Here is a 26,219-nt window from a genome sequence, read left to right as displayed (position 1 = left end):
GCGGGTTCTTTTTTACTTCGCGCATGTAGGAAGGACATCATGGAAAGCCGCAAGCCGTATCTCGCCACCCTGCCCGGACTCATCCTGGGCTGTCTTGTTTGCTGTGCACTCTGGGGATCGGCCTTTCCCTGCATCAAGATCGGCTACGCACTCTTTGGCATCCCAGCGCACGATAGCGCTTCGCAGCTGCTCTTTGCAGGTTTACGCTTTACGCTTGCCGGCGCCCTGGTTATCGTTGGGATGAGCGCGGCCCAACGCCGCCCCCTCATACCGCAAGCGCGCGACATCAAGCCCATCTTTGTCTTGTCGCTCTTCCAGACTATCGGGCAGTACTTCTTTTTCTACCTGGGCCTCTCGCGCGCCAGCGCCATGTCGAGCTCCATCATCGAGGCCAGCGCCAACTTCCTAGCCATCCTCTTTGCCGCCCTGGCGTTTCACACCGAGAAGCTCAATACGGCCAAGGTGCTTGGCTGTGCGCTGGGCTTTGCCGGCGTCGCGCTCGTCAACCTTTCGGGCGCGGACGGCACCTTTGGCTTTACGCTCGACGGCGAGGGCTTTATCTTGGCTTCCACTGTTGCAGGCGCCCTATCGACCTGCCTGATCGGCATCTTCTCGCGCGAGCACGACGGCGTCTTGCTTGCCGGGTGGCAGTTTTTAGTCGGTGGCGTGGTCCTTACCGCCATCGGGTTTTTGATGGGCGGCACGTTGTCCCCCACCGAAATCGCCCCCGCCATCGCGCTCATCATTTATATGGCACTCATTTCCGCCGTCGCGTACTCGCTGTGGTCGCGCCTGCTTGCCGTCAACCCCGTCAGCCGCGTCTCGGTCTTTGGGTTTATGAACCCCGTCTTTGGTGTGGTGCTGAGCGCGCTGCTGCTCGGCGAGGGCGCTGGCACGAGCCCCGTTACCGTCATCGTTGCCCTGCTGTTGGTCTGCGGCGGCATCATCATCGTCAACAAACCCAAAAAAGCCTAGCGAGTTCACCTTTTTGAGAGGATGTTCGCAAACTTTAGCTTAATGGAGCACACTGGTTCTCGTTGATTTCGTACCGAGTCGCGGCGGCAGACGCCCGTCTTGCCGCACCGCGCCTGGGCATTATGGCCGGTGGCCCCCACAAACGCAAAAAGGGGCGCACGACCACCACGGTCGTGTGCCCCTTTTCCTAGCGTATCTGGACGCCGGCCTTCTTTTTCTCGGCCTTGACGCGGTAGAGCTCCGCGTCGGCAGCGCGAAGCAAGTCTTGCCAGGTATCGACGCCGTCACCGACCCATGCGTAGCCGATGGACATCCGCAACAGATACGGCACCTCGGCGCGCGCGAGCTCGTCGTTGATTGCCGCGCACAGACGTATGATGTCCTGTTCCGCTGCCGCCTTTTGAAGGACTACGAACTCATCGCCGCCATAACGTGCGATAAAGCTGCCAGACGCCGTGCAGACCTTTTTGAGCGCAGCAGATAAGACCTGAAGAGCATGATCACCCTCCACATGTCCATAGCGATCGTTAATCTGCTTAAAGCCGTCAGCGTCCATCATGAGAAGATACACATCGTCCGTATGACCAACATTTGAGAAGAGCGACAGCATATAGGTCTCAAAACGGTTGCGATTGTTGAGGCCAGTCAACGGGTCGGTCGAGATGAGCTGCTCCTGGCAGATGATATAGAGCAGCAACATGCTAATCATTATGCCGACACAAAGGCCAGGCACCGAGTATACGATCTGAAAGGTACCGCCCACCAGGGCCGGAATGGCGAAAAATGCTAAGGTTCGATAGATAGCCTTCGTCTGCAGGCTCTCGACCCTGCGAGATTGCACAAACGCATGCAGGGACGTATGTATAACGTAACAGTAGCTGACAATGGGCTGGATCATATAGGCAAAGCCGCGACGATACACGCCCTGCGAATCGATATAGAACAGGGCGTGCGTCCAGTAACTGGTAAAAGCCAGCACGACCACCAGAGCCGTAGGCAACGTTACAAGCACCACCCTATAGCGCGAGGTCACAAGGTGAGAGCCCTGCATCGTCTCGGAATAGATAAACCAAATGAGACACGCGATGGCGAAGAGCGAAAACGAAACCGCGTTGGAAATCCAGTTGGCTGCAATGCCCAACGTGCCGTCCACACCGTCCGAGAGCGTCCAGATCATATCGAAGAAAATGTAGGCAGCAGACGTGTAGCCCAGCATGCTAAACAAAAGCTGCTGGGTGCTCGAGAACAGGGAGCGACGGCTTCGTACGGCAAGTCCGATAAGAATAATCATGCACAGCAGGAATATCTCGATCTTGAGTGCCTTTACCACTAGACGCCCTCCCTTCAATATCCAAGTGGCCAGAATCGCCCAATTCGAATCTGGGCAACAAACACCCCCTACTCCGCAGGGGTAAGGGGAATAATAGCAGAGCGACCGAACGTCACTGCAAGACAGCTCTCGTTCGGGCGCTCAAACGGCGCGAGTTGCACGCCGGAATCATTGATGGGTATCGATTGCTACTCGCCATCGATGTCGGTCGCGACAGCCTCTTCGATGGCCTCGACACCGGCAGGCGACAGGTCTTCCTTGCTCTGGCAGAACTTCTTATCGACCCAGCCGGTCAGAATCGGGGCCATGATTGCCGTGATGATGACGGCAGTGGTGATCTGCGCATACGCGGTGGGCGCAAGCTCGGCATAGCGCGGAGCGACCTCGGCGAGGGCGACCGGCGTGGTCATGGCCGTGCCGGCAATGGTGGAACATGCCACAGCCGCCTTACCATTGCCGCCACACAGGCGCTCGAAGGCAAAGGTAATGGGACCGACGATAAAGAGCGTGATGAGGCCCAGCAGGATGCCCGAAATGCCACCGGCGATGAAGCTCGAAAGGCTCATGGACGCACCGAGCTGAAAACCAATTACAGCGATCGCGGGATTGGCGCCGGGAACCAGCAGGTTCTTGATAAACGGGAACAAGTTGCCCAGGACCATGCCGATAACAAGCGGCAGGATGGATCCGATGATGGTGCCGACGGGGATGTTGGCGAGACCCGAAACACCAAGGATGATCATCGTGACGGCGGGGCCGGCCGTAAAGAACAGGATACCGACAGCGCCCTGCTCGGACTCATCGCCGAACTCGCCCATGATGCCCGTATAGAGCGCCATGTTGCAAAACGTAATGCCGCCGATGATGGAAACCGAGCTCAGGCCTAAAAAGTTATCGTTAAAGAAGTATGCGACGCCCAGACCCAGCGCGGCTGCCACTACAAGCTTAGGAATCAGCACGACGATGCCGGTCTTGATGGCGCCCGGCGTGGACTTAAAGCTGATGCCGGCGCCCACGAACAGCAAGATCGCGGCAACGATGGTGTTGGAGCCGCCGCGGCAGGCAGCCGTAAAGAAGCCGCCGACCTCAAAGACCTGCGGGCAGAAGGTATTGAGCAAAAGGCCGACGATCATCGGATAGATCATGATGTCGCCCGGGATGCGCGGTACCTTGAATTTCTTTTGCTCGCTGGCGGTCGCTTCCTGTGCCATGAAACCCCCATTTCCGCTGACGCAGAACAAAAGCCCACGTCACGCTTTGCTACAGTAAAGTTTGACCATGGTACCAGAAGAAGCAGACCGCCTCGGTGAGAAATTCGATTCGTTAGGCCGGGACGATAACGCGTCCTGCTCCTATACGAGGCTCAAAACGATATAGAACACGATGCCCGAAACGCAGCACCACAACATCGACTTTGTCTTGATTGCCACCGCCACGACGCCGGTGGCCGCAATCCAGGGAACCAAGGCAGGCCAGAGTCCCGCGTCGAACGCGCCGGGGTTCACCAAGTCGTTGGCGACCAGCGCGGCAAAGGCAGCGGGCGGGATATAGCCCAGGGCCTCGGTAATGCGGGGCGACAGGGTCCGCCCGCGTAAGGCGAACGCCGGCGCGATGCGAAAGAACGCGATAGCAGCCCACGACGACAGCCACAGAACCAAGAACTCGTTAGCGGGCATCGCGGGCACCTCTTCCGTCAAATACAGCATCGCACGCCAGCGCAATGGCAATGCCGACCACGACGCTTGCCGGCACGGCAATATTCGCGAGGCCCAAGAACTTGCATACGGCGACGGACACCGCGCCCGAAACCGCCGCGACAACGTTACCGCGCGACAGCCGCTGCGAAAAGAGCAGGCAGATAAAGAGCGAGGTGCAGACAAAGGCTGCAATGGCGGTGGGAACATCGACAACGGCGCCGACGATGGCGCCCATCGTACACGAAACGCCCCATGTTGCGATGAGGATTACGTTGAGCACAAAGGACTCGCGCGGGCCCCAATCCTCCCCTTCAACCAACTTGGCAAGCGAGATGCCATATGCCTCCTCGGTAAGTGTCGCGGCAACAGCCAGCGTCTGACGCTTCGAGGCACCCCTCAGATGCGGTGCGATCGATGCCGAGTAAAGCGCAAAGCGCGAGGAGATTGCGGCGACGCTCGCGACGATCGATGCTGCAGGCACACCCGCCAGCCACAGGTTGCAGATCATAAACTGGCCGCTGCCCGTCACAAACGTACTGCTTAGAGCAAAGACCATCCAGGGCTCCATTCCCGTCTGCCCCATGATCATTCCGCACGGCGCGCCTATTGCAACATAGGTAAGCATCACTGGCCAGACGGTTCTAACGATTTTGAGCACCATACGTTTCTCATCCTGACAAGGTCTCCGAGCCGCATGTAGCGACACGGCAGAATCATCATCCGGCAGCAACCGAGTTCACCTACAATTGCCACCGGATCGAAAGACACAACTTTTTAGGAAGTCATTATGACAGCTATCGATCGAGACCGGGCGCGCGCGGCCTTCAAAAGCTACACCGATGCCTACGACGCCACCAACCCACGCATCGCGCTCAAAATCGAGCATACGTACCACGTGGCCGAGGCATGCGATGCCGTAGCGCGCGAGCAGGGCTGGTCGTCAGAAGATATTGACCTGGCATGGCTTTGCGGCCTGCTACACGATATGGGCCGCTTTGAGCAGCTGCGACGCTGGGACACCTTTAAGGACGCCGAGAGCATGAGCCATGCGGCGCTGGGCATCGAGGTCCTCTTTGGCGAGAATCCCGCCGATGCACCCGCCACGACAAACATCCGTGACTTTATCGAAACCGGTGCGCATGACGAGCTCATCCGAGCGAGCATCGCCTATCACAGCGACTTTCGCCTGCCGGCACAACTCGACGAGCGTACACGGTGCTTCTGCGATATCGTGCGCGATGGTGACAAGATCGACATTATGCGCACCATCGCCGACAGCACCGTCGACACTATCCTCAAGGTGGACGAGAAGACGTTTCTCGGCAGCCGTTTCTCGTCGCCGACACTTGCCGCCTTTGACGAGCACCGCTGCGTCACGCGCGATGAGCGCGATGAGCCCGCCGACTTCTTGGTGGGGCTTATCTGCTTTATGTTTGAGCTCGTCTATCCAGCAGGCCGCGCGCTGGCGCGCGAACAGGGCGATATCCACCGCCTGCTCGACGCGCCCTTTGGCATTACGCGGCCCTTTACCGACCCCGCCACGCAGGCAACCTGGAGCCGCCTAAAGGACGAGATGCGCGACTGGCTGGCGCGCGCCTAGCGCTCAAGCTGGGCCAGCAGCTCCTCGACGACCTCGACGGCGTCCCCAACAACCTTGTACTGGGCAGCACCGAAAATGGGGGCATCCGGGTCCTCGTTGATGGCGATAATGCACTCCGCCCCACCGATGCCGGCAAGATGCTGAATGGCGCCCGAAACACCGATACTCACGAGAAGCTTGGGCGAAACCGATACGCCCGTCTGGCCAATCTGATGGCGATACTCCAACCAGCCGGCCTCCACGACAGGTCGCGTGCAGCCAAGCTCGGCTCCCAGAGCCTCGGCGAGCCTTCGCATCAACGGCAGGTTTTTCTTGGAACCAATGCCGCGACCCACCACGACCAGGCACTCGGCATTGGCGATCGAGGGCTGCTGTCCCCACTCCTCGGCGGGAATCGAGATCTCGACACGAGCCTTAGCATCATCCGCAAGCGATATCTGGGTGATCGTACCAGAGCGGCCGTAGTCGAAGTCGGGAGCCTTAAAGATACCGGGGCGCACCGTTGCCATCTGCGGACGGTGGTTGGGGCAAATGATGGTGGCCATCAGGTTGCCGCCAAACGCCGGACGCGTCTGCTGCAGCAGCCCCGTTTCCGCATCCATCGAAAGTACGGTGCAGTCAGCCGTAAGGCCCGTCTGCAAACGCACGGCAACGCCGGGTGCCAGTTCGCGACCAAAAGCGGTCGCACCGTATAGGATGGCCTCGGGTTTGCGTTCGGCTACCAAATCGCAGATCAAGCGGGCGTAGACCTCCGCATCGTTTTGGCGCAGGCGCTCGTCGCGACAGGCCAGGACTTCGTCGGCGCCCGCGCAAACCAGATGCTCCAGGTCCCCGAGCGAGCCCTCGGGGCTCATGCCGACCAGTGCCACCAGACGGCAGCCGCGAGCATCGGCAAGCTCGCGCCCCTTGCCCATAAGCTCATAGGCAACGGGAGTCACCGTATCGCGCTCGTCGGTCTGCGCGAATACCCAAATGTCTCGATATGCATCAAGGTCCACCGCACCAGCAGCCTCGTCACGCTCGATCGAGATAGCGTTGACAGGGCAGGGGTCGACACACCCACCGCATAGGATGCAGCCGTCGGTTACATGGGCGCATCGGTTGGGTCGCTCGCCTTCCACTACGATGCCGCCCGAGGCACAGGCACGAACGCAGCGACCGCAGCCGATACAGGCTTCGCTATCGATAATCAGTCCGCTCATCTATGCCATCCCCTCGATAATCTTGGCAAGTTTTACCGCCTGCTCGGACGCCGTTCCCTCAACGGCCTCGCACGTTTGGTCACGGTCGGGCACAAACGAGCGCACGACCTGTGTCGGCGACCCGGCAAGACCGCAACGCGCGGGGTCGGCGTTCACGTCGGCGGCACTGACCACGCGCACGTCCGCCTCCTCCGCCGCGCGAATACCGGCAATACTCGGCATACGCAACTGGCCAATCTCCTTGGCAGTCGTCATCGCGCACGGCATCTCAAGATACACCGTCTCCTCGCCGGCATCGCATCCGTGAATGAGCGCCAGCGAGCCACAGGTCGTAAAGCCCGCGCTCTGCACGCAACTCACGTCGGTCACGCAGGGAATCTCAAGGGCACCGGCAAGCTCGGGACCGATCTGGGCCGTATCGCCATCCACCGCCATCTTGCCGCAGATGAGCAGGTCGAAGTCCTCGTCGAGCGCCTCGATGCCGCATTTGAGAGCATAGGTGGTCGCCAGGGTATCGGCACCTGCAAAGGCGCGATCGGTCAGCAGCAGCGCGTCGTCGGCGCCTCGGGCGATGCAGTCGCGCAGCAGCGACTCGGTCGCGGGGATGCCCATCGACACCACCGTCACGCGCACATCCATGCCAAAGCCGATAAAGTCGTCCTTCAGCGCCAGCGCGCATTCCAAAGCGCTCGCATCAAAGGGATTAATGACCGCCTGCTTGCCATCGCGCACGATGGTATTGGTCTTGGGGTCCATCTTGACCTCGGTGCTGCCCGGCACGGCCTTGACGCACACCACCATATGGAAATCGCTCATCTTCACGCGCCCCCTTTCTGGACGAGCTCATCCAAGAGCTTCTCCGAAAACAGGTTGCCGCGACCCAGCTGCCCGTCGGGATCGAGCTGGAGCTTGAGCCGCGCCGACTCGACCATGGCCTCGTGACCGTACATCGTCTCTAAGAAGCCCGCCTTGATCTTGCCGACGCCGTGCTCGGCAGAAACGGCACCGCCCATAGCCGTTACCTCCGCAGCCCACTGGGCAAACAGCTCGCCACCGCGACGGTAGTCCTGCGCATCGCGCGGCAGGATGTTCACATGCAGATGGTTGTTACCGATGTGCCCCCAGGCAGCAGATTCAAGCCCGCTTTCGGCCAGTGCGCGGCGATAGAGGACCACGACATCGGCAAGGCGTGCATTGGGCACCGACATGTCCGAACCCAGTTTGGTGATGGTGGGATCCGTGCGGCGACGCTCGTCGATAAGCATATTGACGCTCTCGGGGACCGCATGGCGGAAGAACCGCTGGCACTCGCGATCAACCTCGGTGCGCGCGACCCATGTCGCATCGTCGCGGCCACCCGCAAACTCGAGCACCCATCCCAGGTGGTACAGTTCCTCGGTCGCCTGGGCCTCGTCATCGCAGTCGAGCTCCACGTACACACAGACCTTGGCCTCTTTGTCGAGCGCCGGCAGCGAGGCAAACGCCGTCGACTGCTCGCGCTGGCGACGTAGAATATCCAGGGCGCCAGCGTCGAAGTACTCGATGGCAGCCGCATGGGACAGGACGGGACGCACGGAATCGGTAAAGGACACGGCCTTGTCTTCGCTATCGAAAAAGCAGCTCACACCCCAAACGACCGCAGGCGCCGCCTGCAGGGCAATCTCGAGCTCGGTGATAACGCCGAGCGTGCCGCAAGCACCGATAAAGAGGTCGATGGCGTCCATTTCGTCCGCAACGAAATAGCCTGAGGCATTTTTTGTCTTGGGCATGGTATAGCCGGGAAGATCGAGCTCGAGCGTACGGCCCACTGCCGTCACGAGCGACAGGTGGCGGCCCTGGGCAAAAGCCTCGCCGCGCTGAAGCTCAAGCAAATCGCCATCAGCCAGCGCGACGTGGAGTCCCGTGATATGTGGGCGCATGGGACCGTAGGCGTAGCTGCGGGCACCAGAGGCGTTACATGCCGCCATGCCGCCCAGACAGGCAGATGCCTCGGTGGGATCGGTGGGAAAGAACTGCTCGGGGGCCTCTTGGAACTCCTCGTAGGCCTCAAGCGATGCCTGGTCCCAACCAGCAGTCGGCAGCACCTTCTTGCTCAGCTGCTTGCGCAGCTCCGAGAGCACAACGCCCGGCTCCACGCGCAGCAAAAATTGGCCTTGTTCATCGCGGCGAAGGCCCAAGTAGCGATTCATACGGGAAGTATTGAGGATATGCCCGCCGTGGGGCACGGCACCGGCGGCAAGGCCGGTTCGGGCGCCCTGAACCGTTACCGGGACACGCTCGGCATGGAGCTTTTCCAAAATGGCACGGACCTCGTCTTCCGTTGTCGGAAACGAGATGCTCGATGCTTCGCCCGATGCGCGAGATTCATCGCGGCCATACTCTTCGAACTCGTCGGTGAAGGGTTTGATGGTTACAGACACGCGAACTCCCCCTTTAGCTAACTACAGTGTTTGCAGGGAGATGTTACCGCATCGTTTCGTCGACGTGTTCGAGACCGTCTCCATAATTGGCGATTTTTACGTTCGTGCAATTCGGCGAGCGGCTGGATTTCCTCGGCAGACGATGCTTTTAACACATATGGCCCCGCCGTCACTGACCGCGCGATTGCCGCTCGAAAAAAGTTGGAGTATTTTTTGCCGCCTTTTACCTGCGGAGACGCCAATCCGTCAAGCATTTGGTCAGCAATTGGTCAAGTAACGGCTGATACGGTCGGCATCGACAGCCAAAACCGACAGAAGTTTTGGCCCCAGAAGCAGGGAGGTTCCCATGGCATATTACTGGCCCCAGTACGGCATCGCCATCGAAGTCGACGACGATCCCCATCTCCTGCCTTTCGACGAAGAGGCATTCCCCGATACGACGGTCTACCACGTTACCACCGATGTGATCTGCGACCCCGAGTCGTTCTCGGCGCTCGCCCACCGCATCGCGCATATCCACGACATCGAGCTCCCTCCCGACTTCGACGAGCTTGTCTACTCACGCCGCCTGATGCTTCACATGCTCTTTGGAGCGAACCCGTCCACCTTTGCGCGCATCTATACCGCCAAGGATGCCGCATGAGCGCGAAGAAGCCACCCCACTTTGCAGGCCTGGGTCGTCGCAAGAAGCTCATCGTTGCCTGCTTGGCCATCGTCTGTGCCCTTGTCGCCGTAGGACTATACGCTTGGCAGTCGCAGCCCGTACCCGAGGCGGGCGCTTCGGTTACGACGGCCGAGGGCAAAACGCGTCAGGAAATCCAAGATGAGCTCGACGCCATAGTCCGCGACAACATGATGACGATTTCGGTCGCACCGGTCGCTCAGCTGCAGGAGGACGGCAAGCTGCGCGTCAACGTGCAAAACGTCCAAGACAATAAATTTCCCCAGCGATTCCGCGTCATCCAAAACGACGAGACCATGTACGAATCCGGTGTGGTCGAGACCGGCAAGACAATCGAAACGTGCCCCGCCGGCGACATCAAAGAAGGCGAGGCGTACATCGAGATCCAGGCACTCGATGCCAAGACCCTCGACAGCCACGGCAATCCGACACGTGTCAAGGTGCGGGTTGAGCAAGCCGAGAACTAGCTTTTCCGGCCGACGCGGCACCGCACGCAATTCACCAGCATTCGTCCAATCATCGCGGGGACGGCCCGCGGCGAATAGAAAGGAACGACCATGGACATCACCAGGAACATGAACGGAGCCAGAGCGCTCGTCGTGGGCGCGGGGCTCGCGCTCGCGCTCGCAATGGGCGCCGCCCCGACGCCAGCTATGGCGGCCGGACGCGTTGGAACCACGAAAGTAATGGTCAGGACCGAGATCGACAACGTTGAGTTCAAAGTTCCGACGGTTATTCCCTTCGTCGCCAAGGCCGACGGCACGCTTCAGGGCCCCTCAGAAGACGCGACCACCATCGACAATCATTCGGCCTACGGCATCCATGTCACCAACATGAAGATCGACGCCATGAACACCTGGACCATTGCTGCCGACGCCAAGGCCGGAACCGCGCAGAACTCCATCGACTTTAAGGTCGGCCCCGACGGCGCGCTCCAGAACGCCAGCGCCGCAATGCAGGGAACGGGCCTCGATCTTTCCAAGAATGCAGCCTTCGACATGGGCTACCAGGGCATTGCCGGTGGCACGGACAAAATTAAGCTCAAGACAAGCGGAAACGTCGCCCGCGTCACGCGCGACATCTTCCGCGTAACCGGCGAAGGCGATCAGGTTGCAACGATCACCTGGACGGTCGAGCCCGGTGCGCACACGGCATAAGGCCGTCGCCCTGGCCGCCGCCGTCAGCATCCTAGCGTTTGGGCCAGCCATGGCCTTTGCCCAGCAAGAACAGGCGCAGGCCGCCACGCAAGTGACGGTCGACCTCTCGGAGCTCGACCGCAGCGACCGCGAGGAACCGTTGGCGCAGACAGGCGACAGACGATGGCTCTTGGCAGCAGGCGCCGCAGCAGCAGGCGCGGGAACCGCCGGCCTCGGTCTGCACATCAAACACAGCCAGAAACAAAACATGAACAGGCCGCACTAAATTAGCTAAGGAGACCCCATGGCATCGAAGAACCTTTTGCCCGTCGTCGCACTCTGCGGCGCGCTCGCAACCGGAACGCCTGTCGCCGCTTGGGCGACTCCTGTCATGGCAGACTCCTTACCAGCGGCCCTAAGCTCCGCACCAAATCCGTCGAGCGCCATTGCGTGCAAGCGTTTTTCGATCGCACAGGCCGCAATCTCAACCTCGGGATGCCTTCGTCGTAATACGGACGGCTCGATAGTCGTGGATATCAATCGTTCGAACAAGGCAAACGGCTCCCAGGCGGGGTGCGCCGTCTGCACGTGGCGCTCGGTTGTGCTCGATGCAGATGGCGATCCATGCAATTTAGAGCTGCGCATCGACATCGCTTCGGTCGATGACTCGGCGAACGGAGCGAAGGTCGCCTTCGACGGTACGTTTTTTGAGAAAGGAGGCGGTATATGTCTGGGCTGCGCCGCCGCGAATGCAGACGACACGCAGCCCACCCTCTCATTCACGGCATCGTTGCGGCTGACCAAAGCCGGTACCGATGCCATCGCGGCGGGAGAAGCGTCCCTGCTGTTCTACGCCGTCAGTACCAAAGACACAGACGCTCATTTCGAGAAGCCATCCGGATCACTCAGCCTTACACGAGGGATAGAGGCAGGCCCTATTGAAATCGATGCCCGCGCGCAAAGCAGGCAACGCATTCTTGCCGACCCGGCGCTTCTCGAAATGGAGTGGAACGGATCCGGAGCCATCGGAATTCTCCCCTCCGCGTTTGACGCCAAGACGCTCCCCCCAAACGACGAACCCATCAACGCAACCATACAAGAAGAGAGCGCGGACAAAGAAGCAGGTGCGGGCGACACGCCGTCGCCGACAAACAGCGTCCCAGCTTCTTTCGAAGCGCCGAATGAGCCCGCTGCCGATCCAAACGATCCCGAGTTCGCGGACAGTCTGGGGCTTGCTGATCCTCAAGAGATCGATGAAGGTAACTGCTGCGTGCTTGCCGCGCTCGACCACACGGAGGTCATCGACGCTGCGAACATCGAAGTTGCCGCCGCCAATCAGCCCGTCCGCAAGTCGGCTATCATCGCATTTCCTGAATCCATCGAAGTCGTCTTTTTGCCATCGGGCGAGGTCGTGGCCCCAACACTGCTCACCTTGTTGGGCGCCAAGAATACTCGAAACGAAATTAAAAAGGTCACGGTTGTCGACCCTGCAACCACCGCCAAGCTGCGTCTATACGCCGTTGCTCCAGACGGAGGCAAGACCTTGGAATTCGATGGTGACACACTCCTAGCCTGGCGACGTCTGGACATTATGCAAGACGTCTCGTATCAGATCGAACTCGAAGGGTTTGATCGTGCCCGCGATGCCAATATCATCGCCGCGGCTATTGAATCCCCGCAGCGGCTTATGACACTGCGCTTTGAATACTATCCCTATGTCCCGACAACCACCTGAGGCTTAAATGCTGCACATCATTCCTAACACCACTTATATAACGTATTAGATGAGTCGCGATGTGCCTCGCATTTCGTTCTGCTACGATTGCCACGTTGGCATCAATACAGGAGGGCTCATGCCGGGCTTGGGAACAATCATCAACGTTGTGCTTTTAGTTGCGGGCGGTCTTTTGGGATTAGCGGGCGGCCGCTTCATCACACCGCGCATCCAAGACACGCTCATGAAAGCATCGGGGCTGTGCGTCCTGTTTATCGGCCTTGGCGGCACCATGCAAAAGATGCTCCTTATCGATGGGAAGGCGCTAGCGACCACCGGCACCACCATGCTCATCGTCTCATTTGCGCTCGGTTCGCTCATCGGCGAGGCCGTCAACTTGGAGGCCGCCATCGAGAACCTTGGCGAATGGCTCAAGCGCAAGACCGGCAGTGAGGGCGATAACGAGTTCACCAACGCTTTTGTCTCGACTTCACTCACCGTGTGTATCGGCGCCATGGCAATTGTGGGATCGATCCAGGACGGCCTGCTCGGCGACTGGTCAACGCTTGCCCTCAAGGGCGCACTGGACTGCATCATCGTCTGCACCATGACGGCGTCGCTCGGACGCGGCTGCATCTTCTCGGCCCTGCCCGTAGCCGTGTTCCAGGGGACGATCACGTTGTTTGCCGGCGCGCTCTCCCCCATCATGACCACAGCAGCCCTCAACAGCCTTTCGCTCGTAGGCTCCATGCTCATCTTCTGCGTCGGCGTCAACCTCATCCGTCCTCAGACCTTCCGCACGGCCAATATGCTCCCCTCCGTCGTCATCGCCGTCATCTACGCCCTCCTGTTCTAAATCTATCAACGCAGCGGTATCTCGAACACCTGTTTGATGCTGTGCTATGATATGAGGTCACCGTAGCTGCGTTCGAGAGGAGGAGCGGTGGCCGACCAGGACATCAAGATGCTCATCGAGCGCATTATGGCCGAGGCCCGGACCCATCAGTCTGCCCGCTTCTCACATGAAGTCTACGCAGACGAGCCGATTCTCAAAACCGGCCGACAGATGCAGAATTTCCTCCCCGACCAGTACCGTAAAATGCGCGAGATATCGCGCTGGCAGGATGACCCCAAGGGCGGTGCGGGCCGCTGGCTTTCGGAAGCCGAGCTTTTCTACCGCCAAGGCCTGCTGATGGCCGACTTTGAGGACGACTGCCCCTACAACGGCACCTTTAACTCGTACTTTCCCACCTACAATGCCATGAGCGATCGACAGTTGCGCGGCTACTTTACCTGGCGTGCCCAAGTGCGTCGCGGAACCGTCGAGGAAACGTCTACGTCCTTTGCCTTCCTGTATCTCTATGAGCTGATTTGCGGCATTGGCGTAGATAATCCGCTCGATGGTTTTAACAAGATCAAGGCTTTTTGGGATGTCTATCGCGCCTTCGAGCCCGGCATTGATCGGTTTGCACGCGTGTGGTTGCAGGACTACGCCGTGTTCCACGGGCTCGACCCCAAGCTGCTTTGTGACTCTAAAACCGTCATATTCGATAACGCCCTTATCGAGCTGCGGCGCGCGGCACGAGACCTTGTACCAGCACCGGCGCCGTCCGGCCAGACCCCTACGCGTCGCAAAACCTCCGAACCCACACTCCCCCTTCCGCCCGATGAGGAGCGCGAGGAGCGACTCATGGCCGCCATCAACGCGCTCTCCACGTACAACCTCAATAACTCACGGCTCGATCGCAGCCACCACCGCGATCTGCGCCACGTGGCATGCTCCGCGTACGTCCGCATGGCGCGCTACTATGACACGCACCGAAAGACCGGTATCGTGGCGAGCTTGTTTGGGGAGGAGACGGCCATGCCCTATACCATGTTTGCATCGGCCGTGTTCTTTGCACCCGAGCGCCACGAGGACTGCGAATACCGTCTTGACCCCATCCATATCTACCGCTGTCAAAACGGCTTTTGGGAATGTCTGCGGATTCATGGCAGCAGGCAAAAGAGCAGCAAGCTTGGTGAGATGATGCGCGCCTGTGATCGGCGCCTGCGCCTGGCCTTGGACCCCGCTCACCCCCTTAAGGAAGAAAAGGTCCCCAAATATTTGGCCAAGATCATCGATGACGAGATCGTGGCATGGCTGTCGTGGGATGCCGCGCACCAGCCCGTCAAGATTGATATCGACCTGAGCCAGCTGGGGCACATTCGGAGCGCCGCCGCGCAAACGCGCGAAGCGCTTTTAATCGATGAGGAGCGCGAGGACGGCGCACCTGTGGAAGCCGAGGCAGCGGACTCAGGGCAACCGGAAGCCGAGCCCGTAGCCGACGCGATTGTCGAGGCGGTCGCGGCACCCATTCGGCAGGACGAGACCGACGAGCCAACCATATCCACCGAACAGTTTGGTGTCGTGGCACCGCTTCTCGCGCCGACGCCCGCGTTCGCAGCTGTTGCGCCCGCTGACGCCACGAACGAACTCACGCCTGCCGCAGACACCTATCTCCGCGCGCTGCTCGAGCACAACGCAGTACAGGCGGAATCGGCGGTAGTGCAATCGGGGCAGAGCGAGGACATGCTCGTCGACAGCATCAACGAGGCGCTCTTTGACCTGGTGGGCGACACCGTAATTGAATTTAGCGCGGCAGGGCCGCAGATTATCGAGGACTACGAAGCAGACGTGAGAGGATACCTAGACCATGAGTGATACCGCATCCGCAGCGCCCCGTGTACCCAAACGCGTCGCCGCCGTTATCCTTAACTCGCTCAAGGGCGGCGTGGTCCCGCGCATCGGCCTTCCCTATATCACCGTGGGTCGCGAGGTCGAGATTCGCGCCCTGCTCACCGATTTGAGTCTCATCGCCGATGGCGGCGCGAGCTTCCGCTTCTTAGTCGGTCGCTACGGCGCCGGCAAGAGCTTCTTGCTTCAGACCATCCGAACGCATGCCATGGGCGAGGGATTCGTCGTCGCTGATGCCGACCTTTCCCCTGAGCGCCGCCTGCAGGGCGGTCAGGGACAGGGCCTTGCCACCTACCGCGAGCTCATCCGCAACATATCGACCAAGACGCGCCCTGAGGGCGGTGCGCTCAACCTTATTCTGGATCGCTGGGTCGCCTCGTGCGCCGACGTCGACGAGTCGGTCGTCAATGCCCAACTGGCCCCGCTCGAGGAGATGGTCCACGGCTTCGACTTCACCCGCATGCTCCGCCGCTATCGCACGGCCGTATCCGAGGGCGACGAAGAAGCCATGAGCCGCGTGACCAAATGGATCCGCGGCGAATACCGCACCAAGAGCGAGGCCCGCGCCGAACTGGGGTCCTCAACCATCATCAGCGATGACGACTGGTACGACTACGTCAAACTCATCGCGCGTTTTTTGGTTTGCAGCGGCTACAAGGGCATGCTGGTGCTCATCGACGAACTCGTGAATCTGTATAAGATTCCCAACGCCATCACGCGCCAGTACAACTACGAGAAGATCCTGACCATGTACAACGACACACTTCAGGGCAAGGCGCAGTACCTGGGCATGATTATGGGCGGCACGCCAACCTCCATCGAAGACCGCCGCCGCGGCGTGTTCTCCTACGAGGCTCTGCGCAGCCGACTCGCTCAGGGTCGCTTTGCGCGCGAGGACCTTAAGGACATGCTCGCGCCCATCATCCGTCTGCAGCCACTCACCTACGAGGAGCTGCTGGTGCTGATCGAAAAACTCATGCAAATTCACGCCGGCTACTTTGGCTGGACGCCCACGCTTACCGAGAACGACTTGGTGGACTTCCTCAAGATCGAGTTCGGTCGCGTGGGAGCCGACACGCATCTGACGCCGCGTGAAGTCATTCGTGACTTTATCGAGCTGCTCGACATCCTATGCCAAAACCCCGACGCCAACGTGGCCGAGCTGCTGCAAAGCGTCGGCGGCGACGCGCTGGCGACGGCAGCCGCAACAGGTGACACCGATACCGCAGGCGGCGACCGTAACTTCGCCGAATTCACCATCTAACCTGCCAAAAAGAGACAGGTTTATTTTGGCAGGTTTTATCTGGGAAAACGTTGAGGCAGTCATGCAGCAAGCCGTTGCCAGCCGCGCTGAGAGATTCGTTTTTGAGAGGAGGCCCCGTGAACGCCTTTGACCGCTACGCCCCGTTTATCCAAGACTTCATCTACTCCCACGATTGGGAGAGTCTGCGCTCTATCCAGGTTGCGGCAGCAGATGCCATCTTTAACACACAAGACAATGTGCTCCTAACGGCATCCACAGCTTCCGGCAAAACCGAAGCGGCCTTCTTTCCCATCCTGACCGAGTTTTGGGAGAACCCGCCCGCAAGCGTGGGCGCCCTCTACATTGGCCCCCTCAAGGCGCTCATCAACGATCAGTTCGTCCGCCTCAACGACCTCTGCGAAGAAGCCGACATCCCCGTCTGGCACTGGCATGGCGACGTTTCGCAGTCGCACAAGGCAAAGCTCATCAAAAAGCCGAGCGGTATCTTGCAGATTACGCCCGAGTCGCTCGAGGCGCTCTTGATCCATAAGCACATGGCGATTCCGCGCATGTTCTGCGATCTGCGCTACGTCGTCATCGACGAGGTCCATTCGCTTATGCGCGGCGATCGAGGCGGGCAGACGCTCTGCCTTATTGAGCGCCTGTCGCGCATGGCCGGCGTACAACCCCGCCGCATTGGCCTTTCGGCTACCATCGGCGACCCCGAGCGCACGGGTGCCTTTCTCTCGCAGGGAACGGGACGCGACTGCGTTATCCCTCGTTTTGAGGAACCGCGCCGCGTGTGGCGTATCTCCATGGAGCACTTCTACAACTCGGGTCCCCAGGCGCAGCAGCGGGGATTCAAGAGCATGGGTCCTCAAGAGGCCGAAGTGCTTGCATGCGAGCGCATTGAGGCAGCGGCACCCGCGGCACTGCCCGTCAGCACCCAAGACATGCGCCATAGCGGACAACTCACACAGGAGGAACGCCGCCAACGTCGCGAGCAGGCACGGGGCAAGGCTGCCCCCAAGGACAGTCGCGCTTCCTCGGCCCCCGAGGGCGAAGTCGACATTCCCCGAGCACCCGAACAGGCATTACTCAACCCCACCGACACAGCACCAGACAACGCCGACCCCGGCATGGGCTATATCTTCGAACACACCCGCGGCCGCAAGTGCCTGGTCTTTGCCAACTCGCGCGAAGAGGCGGAGGCCGTATGCTCCATGCTGCGCAGCTACTGCGAAAGTCGACACGAGCCCGACCGTTTCCTCATCCATCACGGCAATCTTTCGGCATCGTTGCGTGAGACGGCAGAAGAGCTTATGCGCGACGAGGAACAGGCACAGACGACCGTTACCACCTCTACGCTGGAACTCGGCATCGATATCGGCCGTCTGGAGCGTGCGTTTCAGATCGATGCGCCGTTTACCGTCAGCTCCTTTTTGCAGCGAATGGGCCGCACGGGGCGCCGCGATCTTCCGCCCGAGATGTGGTTTGTCATGCGCGAGGAAGAGCCCGAGCCGCGCACGATGATGCCTGAAACGATACCTTGGAAACTCCTCCAGGGCATCGCGCTCGTACAACTCTATCGCGAGGAAAAGTGGGTCGAGCCGCCTGAGCTCGATCGACTCCCCTACAGTCTGCTCTATCACCAGACCATGTCGACCCTCGCCAGCACCGGAGAGCTCACGCCGGCGGAACTTGCCCAGCGCGTGCTCACGCTCAGCTATTTCCATCGCGTCTCGGCCGATGACTATCGCGTGCTGCTGCGTCACCTCGTCAAGATCGACCACATCCAGGTCACCGAGGGCGATGGGCTCATCGTGGGCCTCGCGGGCGAGCGCATCATCAACAACTTTAAGTTCTACGCCGTGTTCCAGGAAAACGAGGAGTTCACCGTTCGCAGCGAGTCGGCCGAGTTGGGCACGATCGTCAACCCCCCTCCACCCGGTGAGCGCATCGCCATCGCCGGACACTGCTGGATTGTCGAGGAAGTGGACTGGAAGCGCCACACCGTCTTTGCCACGCAGGTCAAGGGCCGGGTGCCGGCCTACTTTGGCGACTGCCCCGGTGATATCAATACACACGTACTCGAGCGCATGCGCAAGGCGCTCAACGAGCACGCAGCATATCCGTACCTTATGGGTAACGCACGGGCCCGCTTGGCGCAGGCTCGTCATACCGCCGAGATTTCGGGCGCGGGAACTAAGCCGCTCATCAACCTGGGTGGCGACACCTGGGTGCTCTTCCCCTGGTTGGGCAGCTACGCCTTCCTAGCACTCGAGCGCATGCTTAAAATCAAATGTGCCGCTGAGTTGGGCCTTCGCGGACTCGACCCGTCACGCCCGTACTTTATGCAGTTTAAGATGAAGGCCGACGAGGAGACGTTCTTTGAGGTGCTCGCCGCCGAGGCCGAGAAAGACTTCGATCCCATCGAGCTCGTCTATCCTGGCGAGGTGCCTTACTTTGACCGCTACGACGAGTTTGTTCCCGAAGAGCTCGTGCGCAAGGGCTTTGCCGAAGGCGTGCTCGACATAGAGGGCATGAAGCAGCGCGTCCTCAGCTGGCGCGACCACGCCTAAGACCAGTCTTTTTGGGACGGAGAGACTTACTTGTCGTGAAGGGCGGTGCCGAGGAAGTCGGTGTCGAAGGGCACGGCTTCGGCAAAGACATAGTCGCCGTCGCTGGCGATGAGCAGGTAGTTCTCCTCGCCGCCGAACTCCGCATCGCCACAGGGGACCACCCAGACATGGGCGAATACCTCGAGTGCCGTGGCAGCGCAGTCGCGCAGGAACGTCACATCGCTCCCCTCGTTTGTGCTTACGATATTGGCAACGTAGACGCCACCGACATTTAGGCTGCCCCGCACCAAACGCAACGCCTCAACCGTCGCCAGCTCGCGTACGGGCTCGGCACCGCCAAAGCAATCGCTCACGACCACGTCGTAGCGACGATGACCAACACTCGTCACGCCCAGATAAGAGCGAGCCTCAGCGGTTATCACCCGCAGGCGATCGCCCGCCGTGCACTCCAGCTCGTCCAGATAGAACCAGCGGCGCGCCAGGCGCGTAATCTCTCCGTCATACTCGATGACGTCCATGCGCAAGCCCTCGTGCGACATCAGCGCGAACTTGGGATAGGCAAACCCGCCGCCACCCAGCATAAGCATGCGGTTGATACCGTGACCATAAGCATCACGCATCGCATCCTCGGACTCAAACACGTCGTCAAACGCACGATAGTACGCAAAGACGGGCTCCGCCCAACGCTCACCAACGTAACTTGCGCTTTGGTAGACGCTGCCTTGCACCAACACGCGAATCTCGTCGCCGCCCTCATCGTGCACGCGTTTCACACGCGCCAACCCATTGCGGGTTCGCGCAACCTGCAGACAGGCAGCACGAACAGCGACAGCGGCCGCACCAAGCGCCGCGGCTCCCAGAGCAACACCGGCAACGACGCCAGCAGAAACACTCGGCTTGTTCATCTAGAGCTCCTTTTGCAGATAGAGTCCATGGTCGCAAAAACCCAAATGGCGATAGTACTCGCGCGTACCGATTGCGCTAATCACGTTGATACGCGTATAACCCGCATCCCGGGCAATCTCGCACGCACGCTCTACGAGCAAACGCCCCAATCCATGGTGCTGGGCTGCCTGGCCTTGATCTCCCACGCGCGCCGCCATGCCATACACGTGCACCTCGCGAATCATCGCCTCGTCCGGTGTCGTCGGCAACTCATCCGCATGCGCGGCAACAAAAGCACGATCGGGCAGAGACAGACGCAAAAAGCCCGCGATCTTGCCCTGCGGCGTCACCCACTGCAAAAAGCGCTCGTGCGTCACCGGCGTCTCGTACGCCACTTCCTCGTCAAGGGTCAGCTCATGCAAGTCGGCGCCCGCCGTGCTAATCTCGCGATAGCGAATCTCACGCACTGTCGCGCCTTCCCCACGAGCCGACAAGCGGTTTTCAACGAGCTGACGCAGGTTGGGCTTCTTGTTGCCCACCATGATGTCGTCGGAGCTAAAGTCGCGGATCATGCGACTGATGCGGCAGAACGCCGGCGTCACCACGATGTCGTCGGCCAACACATCGAGCAGCTCTTCCTCGGTATAGGGACGCCACTCGCCGCGCTCATAGCAGCCCACCAGACGCGAGCCCTCGATGAGCGCGCACGGGTAGACCTTGACCTCGTCGGGCATAAAGGCCCCTTCGGTCATAAAGCGCTCGTAGTCGCGCTTGTCCCCCTCGGGTGTGGCGCCCAATAAGTTGAGCATAAAATGCGCATGGATCTTAAAGCCAAAGAGGCGCGCAAGCGAAAACGCCTGCTCGATCTGAGCCACCGAAATGCGACGCTCGTTGATATCGAGCAAATGCTGGTCGAGGCTCTGGATGCCCATCTGAATCTTGGTGCAGCCCAGACGACGAATGAGCGTGAGCGCCTGTGGCGTCACGGCATCGGGGCGGGTCTCGATAACGAGCCCCACCACGCGATGCTTCGCCGTCTCGTTGATGCGCTGCTGACGCTCAAGCTCCTCCATCGTTGCCGTCTGCCACTCGGCAGCCTCGCCCCATGGCGTACCGGGGCCGTACAGACGACGCACTGCGCGGTTATAGCCACCAACGACAGCATCCACACGCCCCTGCTCGTCGGCAACGCCGCTCGCAAGCTCGGCCTCGTCGGTCGCAATGCCGGCAGCCCGATAGCGCTCGCGGCGCTCTGTTACCACCGGCGGCAGGGCATCGGCGGGAGCGTCATCGAACAGGCGCCCTGCCTCGGCACGGCTGATGCCCGGACGCGCCAACATGGGGTTTGCCGCCACACCGGCGACGGCATCGTCATTGAGCGCACGGAAAAGCTCCGACATAAACCACGTCTGATACCCTTGCGGATAGTCGCTCCAGGTACCGCCGAGCACAATGAGCTCTATCTTGTCGGTCGCATGTCCCATCTGCGAAAGCGCGGTCAGACGAGCGCTCACCTGCAGATACGGGTCGAAGCAGTTTTGCTCCGCACGGGCGCACGCCGGCTCGGCGTGCAGATAGCTTTTGGGCATGCGCAGATCGTTGGGGCAAAACAGGCAATCGCCCGAGCATGGCCAGGGCTTGGTAATGACGGTAATGGTCGCCACGCCCGAGGCCGTTCGGCGCGGCTTCATACGCAGGACCTGCAGCAGTTGACGCTCCAGATCGGAATCGACATTCCACGCAGCCCACCGAACCGGCTCCTCACGTTTAACCCGCTGGTAGAACGGCAGCAGACGGCGCTTGGCCAAATCGCGTTTGTCGGCACCCTCACGGCGCGCCTCGGCATGTATCAGTTTGACGAGCGCTTTGTCGTCCACGGTCTCGCCGCGACGCAGGGCCTCGAGTATGTTCAAGATAATCTGTTCCATGTCCCCATTGTAAAGGCAAAGGCGCCGAAGCCCGTCACGGCTCCGGCGCCTCCATCAAAGAGCATGCCTATATGTACCGATCTCCGAAAACCGCATGTCACTCCGGATCAAACGACATGTCGCCCGAACCGACCTCAAAACGATACGTAGCAGACTTATCGCCGTTATCGAATTCAAGATTCAAAATGGTCTCGCCGTCGTAGCCAAGCGGAAGGAAATCGCTCTCAAAGTCGCCGCTGCCCAAGGTGAGGCTCGCCTTAAAGCCCGTCGAGTTCGGAACCGTCATCTCCACATCGCCCGAGCCCACACTCACGTCCATCGACTTCGCGGGGGCCTGGTAGAGCTCGAACGTCACATCGCCCGAACCGACCTCGGCATTCAGGGTATCGGTCACGGTGCCCGTAAACTCAACGTCTCCAGAGTCCAAAGTCAGGTTGAGGTCATGACACGCAATGCCCGCGACCGTCAGGTCACCCGATCCTACATTCGCTGTAATGCCCACCATGTTATCGGCAACTTCGCGCGGCAGTTCGACGGTAACCGTGCGGTCAATGGCGCGCTCGTCATCGCAATCGAACTGGCGAATCTTGAGCGTAGAGCCCTTGATTTCGGCCAGGTTCTGGGTTGCCGCATCGAAGGCAACGGTCCCCGTTGCCACGCGACCGCTTTCAATTACGCGCACTGGCCCGCTGGAGACGTGTTTGACCTCGACCGTGCCCGACGTCACGTCCAAGTCAAGCGATGTGAACGCGTCGGCATCAAAGGTTTCGCTCGAAAGCTGCTGAGGCTGAGCGGAATAGTTACCGCCATCCAAAAGATCGTCCTCGTCAACCGCATCGTCCATACCAGAGAAGCCGGATACAACATCGTCGAGATCCCACGGGCCATCAAAATGAATCAAAGTCCGCGAAATGCCAAAGACAAGCCCGATGATGAGCACAAACGCTCCGATGCCAACGCCCAAGCGTACCTTGGATTCATGCGAAAGCTTCATCATTCATCACTCTCTTTGGCAATCGGCTCAGCGGTAGTCGCGGTAGCCACGTCAGCATCAGATTCCGCAGAAGTATCCTTCCCCTGGGCCTTGACCGCCACCGACGCCGAACCAACCTGAATATCCCCGCGCGCCCAATCGCCATCGAGCGCACGCGCCACCCAGTGATAGATGGGAATCGTAAAGAAGATCAGTGCGGCAAAGGGGCCGGCACCAAACAGGAACATCAGCAAAAAGAACAGCAGCCAGCACACGGCCCAATACGGGAACGACTGGAACGGGCCCTTCACCGGAGTCGAGCCAACCGCACCGCCACTCGTCGCCTGCGCCGTAGCGGCATTGGCGGCCTGTGCACTCCAGCTTGCCGCTTGCGCCGCCTTGGCGGCGGCATCACTCGCCTGCGTTGCCGCCTCGGTGGCACGTGCCGCCGCCTCATGGGTGCGTGCGCGCTCTGCCGCCTCGGCCTCGCGTTGGCGAGCGCGGTCCTCGTTCTCAAACTCGATATCGTCCTCAATCTCGTCGCTCGGATTGAGCAACTCGTCCAAGCTCACGCCATAGAGTTTGGCGAGCGAGATCAGGTTCTCGGTATCGGGTGAGCTCTCCGCGCGCTCCCATTTACTGACCGCCTGGCGCGACAGCCCCAGCTTTCGCGCCAGCCCTTCTTGGCTAAAGCCTTTGCTGCGGCGAAGGTCGGCGAGCCGCTGCGCAGTTTCTACATTCATGGTTCCTCCTATGTGATGCCAGCCGTGCCGCCGGACCGTTTTTGTTCTTAAGGCGCCTTGCACAGTTAAAAATCTATCCGCCACCGCCAAAAGCATGCCACCTATTCTAGTGAGATTTTTGACAACCGGCGGTTGCGGGTGCATGTGAGCTGCGAAAATGTGTCCAAACAAAGCAATGACCCACGGCTCGGTTGTCCCCGTTGCGGCGTTAACGGTAGTATGGTCGTACTGTTTATTCCGCACCGCCAACGGAGGGAGTTCCGCGCCGTGAACCGCGATTTCGCCTCATCGCTCATCCAGCTCAACAATACGTTCTATCGCGAGCACTCCGCTTCCTTTTCCGATACGCGCCAGGCCCCGTGGCCCGGCTGGGTGCGCACCATGGACATCGCGCTCGGGCAGCTCAACGCCGCCACGATCGAGCATCCCGTCCGCATCTTCGATCTTGCCTGCGGCAATATGCGATTCGAGAACTTTGCCGCCGGCGGCGCACTTGCCGCCAAGGGCGTCGATGGCGCAAACCCCTCGGCAGATGCCAGTTGCCCGTTTGAGTTCTATGGCGTCGACTCGTGCCAAGATCTGGCCATCGATGCACATGGCCACGCGCTGCGCATTCCCAACTTGCACTTCCAGGAACTCGACGTGCTCGACGCCCTCATGAAGCTCAACCCCGCCGAGACACCCGACGTGCTTTTCGACGCCCCGCTCGCCGACATCTCGGTCTGCTTTGGCTTTATGCACCACGTGCCGTCGTGCGAGTACCGCGTACGCGTGCTCGACGCCCTGGTGCGCCAGACGCGCCCGGGCGGCATCATCGCCATCAGCTTTTGGGAGTTTATGAACGACGAGCGCATGGCGCGCAAGGCCGTTCGAGCCGAAGCCCGCGCCGAGCTCACCCCGCCGTTTGAGGGTTACGATTCCGCGCAGTTTGAAGCCGGCGACCACCTCATTGGCTGGCAAAACGACCGCCACGCCTACCGCTATTGCCATCACTTTGACGATCAGCAAATCACCGACCTAGTGCGCGGCGTCCGTACGTTCTACAAGAGCGGCGAGGTCCCCGTGCGCGAGCTTGAGCGCTTCCATGCCGACGGTCGCAGCGGCGAGCTCAACCGCTATGTGATTCTCAAGCGTCTGTAGGCACCGACGACTCGCCGCCGAGCCGCACCGCATCTTTCGGGCAAACTATGCCCACCCTTTTTCAACCCATTGACGGAACGCGCAGCTATGCGTTCCATACTTATGACCAAGGAGCCTCATGGGAGCCGTCCACGTTCGCACGCCTAAGAACTTTGTGCTCGAGGAGCGCCTGGAGCGCTACGCCGATGCGATCGAGACGAACCCCGAGGCTTATGTCGGAGATTGGCGCAAGGCCTGTGCTCCCGCAGGCAGCAAGCCCTTCGAACACCTTCACCTGGATCTTGGCTGTGGCAAGGGAACGTACCTTGTAGAACGCGCGGCCCACGAGCCAAACACCCTCTTTATCGGTATGGACCAGGAGCCCATCTGCATCGCCTATGCCGCACAGAAAATCTGCGAACAGGAACTGACCAACGCACTCGTCCTGCCCCGAGGCGCCGCATCGCTGCCGCAGCTGTTTGACACAGGCGAGCTCGATGCCATCACCATCAACTTTCCCACGCCGCAGCCCAAGGCCAAGTACGCCAAAAAACGACTCGTCCATGTCCACCATCTGATGCTCTACCGCCCGCTCTTTTCAGCCGGCGCTACCGTCACACTGCGCAGCGACAGCAAGCCGTTGCGCGATTACGCCCTGGGACAGTTTGCCGCGGCCGGCTACGATACGCTTTGGGTAAGCGACGACGTCCGCCGCGACCATCCCGAGCATCCCGAGACCGAGTACGAGCGCCGCACGCGCGAGATGGGTGCCGCCGTCTATGGCATTTGCGCCACACCTGGAGCGCAGCCCAGCGATGAACAGCTCGCGGCGGGCCGCGCGCAGGAGCAAAGCCTAGCCTGCTACCTGCCCGATAACCTCGATGAGCTCGCCTATGTGCCTCTGGGCATGGAAGAGGCCGTCGAGAACTTTAGAAACCGTGCCCGCAAGGGCAAGAAGCGTCTACCGCAAGAGTCCTAGGGGCTTCTGATGGTCGCGGCGTCAGCAAATAAGCGCAAATAGGCTCCAGCGAACGGCCCTCAAACCTAAGTGAGTAGACTATTTTGCAATAGCCAAGCACAGCCCGCATAGCGAAACATAAAACCGCAGGTAGAACCCTTGCGCAAAAGCCATGTGCTCGCAATATCGCAAAAAGTCTACTCACTTAGCTAGCGACGATCGCGTCGGAAATGTTGGTGTAAGCGCGCCGACGGCTGACCGCCAAACGCAAGCGGCCCCTGTCCTAGAATCTGGA

At 60.2% G+C, this 26,219-nt stretch carries 24 protein-coding genes; 13 read left to right on the top strand and 11 right to left on the bottom strand.

From position 1 onward, the window contains the following. The first annotated feature begins 39 nt into the window (after positions 1-39). Positions 40-975 carry a DMT family transporter gene (locus GPK39_RS00545; protein WP_215673377.1) on the top strand — a complete coding sequence of 312 codons (936 nt, stop codon included), beginning with the start codon at positions 40-42 and terminating at the stop codon, positions 973-975. 187 nt (positions 976-1,162) lie between these two features. Here GPK39_RS00545 and GPK39_RS09705 read toward each other — a convergent pair whose 3' ends face one another. The 4 genes from GPK39_RS09705 to GPK39_RS00525 all read right to left on the bottom strand — a co-directional run bounded on the left by GPK39_RS09705 (position 1,163) and on the right by GPK39_RS00525 (position 4,627). After that, positions 1,163-2,305, bottom strand: coding sequence for a GGDEF domain-containing protein (locus GPK39_RS09705; protein WP_215673376.1), 1,143 nt, complete (start codon positions 2,303-2,305; stop codon positions 1,163-1,165). 188 nt (positions 2,306-2,493) lie between these two features. Further along, a complete protein-coding gene (locus GPK39_RS00535) occupies positions 2,494-3,516 on the bottom strand; it encodes a 2-keto-3-deoxygluconate permease (protein ID WP_215673375.1) in 1,023 nt (340 codons plus the stop codon). 141 nt (positions 3,517-3,657) lie between these two features. Then, positions 3,658-3,981: an AzlD domain-containing protein gene (locus GPK39_RS00530; protein ID WP_055310541.1), complete on the bottom strand. Its 324-nt coding sequence runs from the start codon at positions 3,979-3,981 to the stop codon at positions 3,658-3,660. Continuing rightward, entirely contained in the window at positions 3,971-4,627 is a 657-nt protein-coding gene (locus tag GPK39_RS00525; protein WP_161145017.1) for an AzlC family ABC transporter permease, read from the bottom strand. Before GPK39_RS00525 ends, GPK39_RS00530 begins: the two co-directional genes overlap by 11 nt. A gap of 162 nt (positions 4,628-4,789) precedes the next feature. Here GPK39_RS00525 and GPK39_RS00520 point away from each other — a divergent pair, with 162 nt between their 5' ends. Further along, positions 4,790-5,602 carry an HD domain-containing protein gene (locus GPK39_RS00520; RefSeq protein WP_215673374.1) on the top strand — a complete coding sequence of 271 codons (813 nt, stop codon included), beginning with the start codon at positions 4,790-4,792 and terminating at the stop codon, positions 5,600-5,602. On the opposite strand, the gene GPK39_RS00515 is transcribed toward GPK39_RS00520, so the two are convergent. From GPK39_RS00515 to GPK39_RS09700, 3 genes are read right to left on the bottom strand one after another with little or no spacing between them, the layout of a single operon-like run. Next, positions 5,599-6,804, bottom strand: coding sequence for an electron transfer flavoprotein subunit alpha (locus tag GPK39_RS00515; RefSeq protein WP_215673373.1), 1,206 nt, complete (start codon positions 6,802-6,804; stop codon positions 5,599-5,601). The genes GPK39_RS00520 and GPK39_RS00515 overlap by 4 nt on opposite strands. Further along, a complete protein-coding gene (locus GPK39_RS00510; RefSeq protein WP_215673372.1) occupies positions 6,805-7,620 on the bottom strand; it encodes an electron transfer flavoprotein subunit beta/FixA family protein in 816 nt (271 codons plus the stop codon). Between the two features lie 2 nt (positions 7,621-7,622). Next, entirely contained in the window at positions 7,623-9,224 is a 1,602-nt protein-coding gene (locus tag GPK39_RS09700) for an FAD-binding oxidoreductase (protein ID WP_338404363.1), read from the bottom strand. Positions 9,225-9,570: 346 nt separating this feature from the next. Between GPK39_RS09700 and GPK39_RS00500 the strand changes: the two genes are divergently transcribed. The 9 genes from GPK39_RS00500 to GPK39_RS00460 all read left to right on the top strand — a co-directional run bounded on the left by GPK39_RS00500 (position 9,571) and on the right by GPK39_RS00460 (position 19,318). After that, complete coding sequence (locus tag GPK39_RS00500; protein WP_117746255.1) at positions 9,571-9,867, top strand: hypothetical protein; 297 nt, start codon at positions 9,571-9,573, stop codon at positions 9,865-9,867. After that, positions 9,864-10,373, top strand: coding sequence for a hypothetical protein (locus GPK39_RS00495; RefSeq protein WP_117746254.1), 510 nt, complete (start codon positions 9,864-9,866; stop codon positions 10,371-10,373). Before GPK39_RS00500 ends, GPK39_RS00495 begins: the two co-directional genes overlap by 4 nt. Positions 10,374-10,463: 90 nt before the next feature. Beyond that, the gene (locus GPK39_RS00490) at positions 10,464-11,063 is read left to right on the top strand and encodes a hypothetical protein (RefSeq protein ID WP_022095047.1); all 600 of its coding nucleotides are present in this window, start codon (positions 10,464-10,466) and stop codon (positions 11,061-11,063) included. Positions 11,064-11,112: 49 nt separating this feature from the next. Beyond that, positions 11,113-11,328, top strand: a complete 216-nt coding sequence (locus GPK39_RS00485) for a hypothetical protein (RefSeq protein WP_215673371.1) — start codon at positions 11,113-11,115, stop codon at positions 11,326-11,328. Between the two features lie 18 nt (positions 11,329-11,346). Continuing rightward, a complete protein-coding gene (locus GPK39_RS00480) occupies positions 11,347-12,777 on the top strand; it encodes a hypothetical protein (protein ID WP_215673370.1) in 1,431 nt (476 codons plus the stop codon). 118 nt (positions 12,778-12,895) lie between these two features. Further along, positions 12,896-13,612: a DUF554 domain-containing protein gene (locus GPK39_RS00475; RefSeq protein WP_006234467.1), complete on the top strand. Its 717-nt coding sequence runs from the start codon at positions 12,896-12,898 to the stop codon at positions 13,610-13,612. 87 nt (positions 13,613-13,699) lie between these two features. Beyond that, positions 13,700-15,460, top strand: coding sequence for a TerB N-terminal domain-containing protein (locus GPK39_RS00470; protein WP_338404362.1), 1,761 nt, complete (start codon positions 13,700-13,702; stop codon positions 15,458-15,460). Beyond that, entirely contained in the window at positions 15,453-16,757 is a 1,305-nt protein-coding gene (locus tag GPK39_RS00465) for an ATP-binding protein (protein ID WP_006234469.1), read from the top strand. Before GPK39_RS00470 ends, GPK39_RS00465 begins: the two co-directional genes overlap by 8 nt. 116 nt (positions 16,758-16,873) lie before the next feature. After that, positions 16,874-19,318, top strand: coding sequence for a DEAD/DEAH box helicase (locus GPK39_RS00460; protein ID WP_215673369.1), 2,445 nt, complete (start codon positions 16,874-16,876; stop codon positions 19,316-19,318). A gap of 26 nt (positions 19,319-19,344) precedes the next feature. Here GPK39_RS00460 and GPK39_RS00455 read toward each other — a convergent pair whose 3' ends face one another. The 4 genes from GPK39_RS00455 to GPK39_RS00440 all read right to left on the bottom strand — a co-directional run bounded on the left by GPK39_RS00455 (position 19,345) and on the right by GPK39_RS00440 (position 23,847). After that, the gene (locus GPK39_RS00455; RefSeq protein WP_215673368.1) at positions 19,345-20,223 is read right to left on the bottom strand and encodes a spermidine synthase; all 879 of its coding nucleotides are present in this window, start codon (positions 20,221-20,223) and stop codon (positions 19,345-19,347) included. After that, complete coding sequence (locus GPK39_RS00450; RefSeq protein ID WP_215673367.1) at positions 20,224-22,131, bottom strand: elongator complex protein 3; 1,908 nt, start codon at positions 22,129-22,131, stop codon at positions 20,224-20,226. It lies immediately after the preceding gene. Between the two features lie 97 nt (positions 22,132-22,228). Next, on the bottom strand, positions 22,229-23,128 hold the full coding sequence (locus GPK39_RS00445) for a DUF4097 family beta strand repeat-containing protein (RefSeq protein ID WP_148332552.1): 900 nt from the start codon (positions 23,126-23,128) through the stop codon (positions 22,229-22,231). Continuing rightward, positions 23,125-23,847, bottom strand: coding sequence for a helix-turn-helix domain-containing protein (locus tag GPK39_RS00440; RefSeq protein ID WP_148332550.1), 723 nt, complete (start codon positions 23,845-23,847; stop codon positions 23,125-23,127). Before GPK39_RS00440 ends, GPK39_RS00445 begins: the two co-directional genes overlap by 4 nt. 267 nt (positions 23,848-24,114) lie before the next feature. Here GPK39_RS00440 and GPK39_RS00435 point away from each other — a divergent pair, with 267 nt between their 5' ends. After that, positions 24,115-24,987 (top strand): class I SAM-dependent methyltransferase, encoded by an 873-nt coding sequence (locus GPK39_RS00435; protein ID WP_215673366.1) that lies wholly within the window; start codon positions 24,115-24,117, stop codon positions 24,985-24,987. A gap of 118 nt (positions 24,988-25,105) precedes the next feature. Continuing rightward, positions 25,106-25,945 (top strand): tRNA (guanine(46)-N(7))-methyltransferase TrmB, encoded by an 840-nt coding sequence (gene trmB, locus GPK39_RS00430; protein ID WP_215673365.1) that lies wholly within the window; start codon positions 25,106-25,108, stop codon positions 25,943-25,945. The last annotated feature ends 274 nt before the right edge of the window (positions 25,946-26,219 follow it).

The organism is Collinsella aerofaciens (assembly GCF_018785245.1).
Lineage (GTDB): Bacteria > Actinomycetota > Coriobacteriia > Coriobacteriales > Coriobacteriaceae > Collinsella > Collinsella aerofaciens_AD.
Note: the sequence above shows the minus strand (reverse complement) of the source record. Positions and strands in the feature narration are given on the sequence as shown.

What these genes read in the sequence shown, in the direction of transcription:
- GPK39_RS00445 (WP_148332552.1), bottom strand. Translation starts at nt 23,128, where the DNA reads ATGATGAAGCTTTCGCATGAATCCAAGGTACGCTTGGGCGTTGGCATC.
- GPK39_RS00480 (WP_215673370.1), top strand. Translation starts at nt 11,347, where the DNA reads ATGGCATCGAAGAACCTTTTGCCCGTCGTCGCACTCTGCGGCGCGCTC.
- GPK39_RS00535 (WP_215673375.1), bottom strand. Translation starts at nt 3,516, where the DNA reads ATGGCACAGGAAGCGACCGCCAGCGAGCAAAAGAAATTCAAGGTACCG.
- GPK39_RS00500 (WP_117746255.1), top strand. Translation starts at nt 9,571, where the DNA reads ATGGCATATTACTGGCCCCAGTACGGCATCGCCATCGAAGTCGACGAC.
- GPK39_RS00515 (WP_215673373.1), bottom strand. Translation starts at nt 6,804, where the DNA reads ATGAGCGGACTGATTATCGATAGCGAAGCCTGTATCGGCTGCGGTCGC.
- GPK39_RS00490 (WP_022095047.1), top strand. Translation starts at nt 10,464, where the DNA reads ATGGACATCACCAGGAACATGAACGGAGCCAGAGCGCTCGTCGTGGGC.
- GPK39_RS00520 (WP_215673374.1), top strand. Translation starts at nt 4,790, where the DNA reads ATGACAGCTATCGATCGAGACCGGGCGCGCGCGGCCTTCAAAAGCTAC.
- GPK39_RS00440 (WP_148332550.1), bottom strand. Translation starts at nt 23,847, where the DNA reads ATGAATGTAGAAACTGCGCAGCGGCTCGCCGACCTTCGCCGCAGCAAA.
- GPK39_RS00450 (WP_215673367.1), bottom strand. Translation starts at nt 22,131, where the DNA reads ATGGAACAGATTATCTTGAACATACTCGAGGCCCTGCGTCGCGGCGAG.
- GPK39_RS00530 (WP_055310541.1), bottom strand. Translation starts at nt 3,981, where the DNA reads ATGCCCGCTAACGAGTTCTTGGTTCTGTGGCTGTCGTCGTGGGCTGCT.
- GPK39_RS00455 (WP_215673368.1), bottom strand. Translation starts at nt 20,223, where the DNA reads ATGAACAAGCCGAGTGTTTCTGCTGGCGTCGTTGCCGGTGTTGCTCTG.
- trmB (WP_215673365.1), top strand. Translation starts at nt 25,106, where the DNA reads ATGGGAGCCGTCCACGTTCGCACGCCTAAGAACTTTGTGCTCGAGGAG.
- GPK39_RS00525 (WP_161145017.1), bottom strand. Translation starts at nt 4,627, where the DNA reads ATGCTTACCTATGTTGCAATAGGCGCGCCGTGCGGAATGATCATGGGG.
- GPK39_RS00465 (WP_006234469.1), top strand. Translation starts at nt 15,453, where the DNA reads ATGAGTGATACCGCATCCGCAGCGCCCCGTGTACCCAAACGCGTCGCC.
- GPK39_RS00495 (WP_117746254.1), top strand. Translation starts at nt 9,864, where the DNA reads ATGAGCGCGAAGAAGCCACCCCACTTTGCAGGCCTGGGTCGTCGCAAG.
- GPK39_RS00485 (WP_215673371.1), top strand. Translation starts at nt 11,113, where the DNA reads ATGGCCTTTGCCCAGCAAGAACAGGCGCAGGCCGCCACGCAAGTGACG.
- GPK39_RS00510 (WP_215673372.1), bottom strand. Translation starts at nt 7,620, where the DNA reads ATGAGCGATTTCCATATGGTGGTGTGCGTCAAGGCCGTGCCGGGCAGC.
- GPK39_RS00475 (WP_006234467.1), top strand. Translation starts at nt 12,896, where the DNA reads ATGCCGGGCTTGGGAACAATCATCAACGTTGTGCTTTTAGTTGCGGGC.
- GPK39_RS00545 (WP_215673377.1), top strand. Translation starts at nt 40, where the DNA reads ATGGAAAGCCGCAAGCCGTATCTCGCCACCCTGCCCGGACTCATCCTG.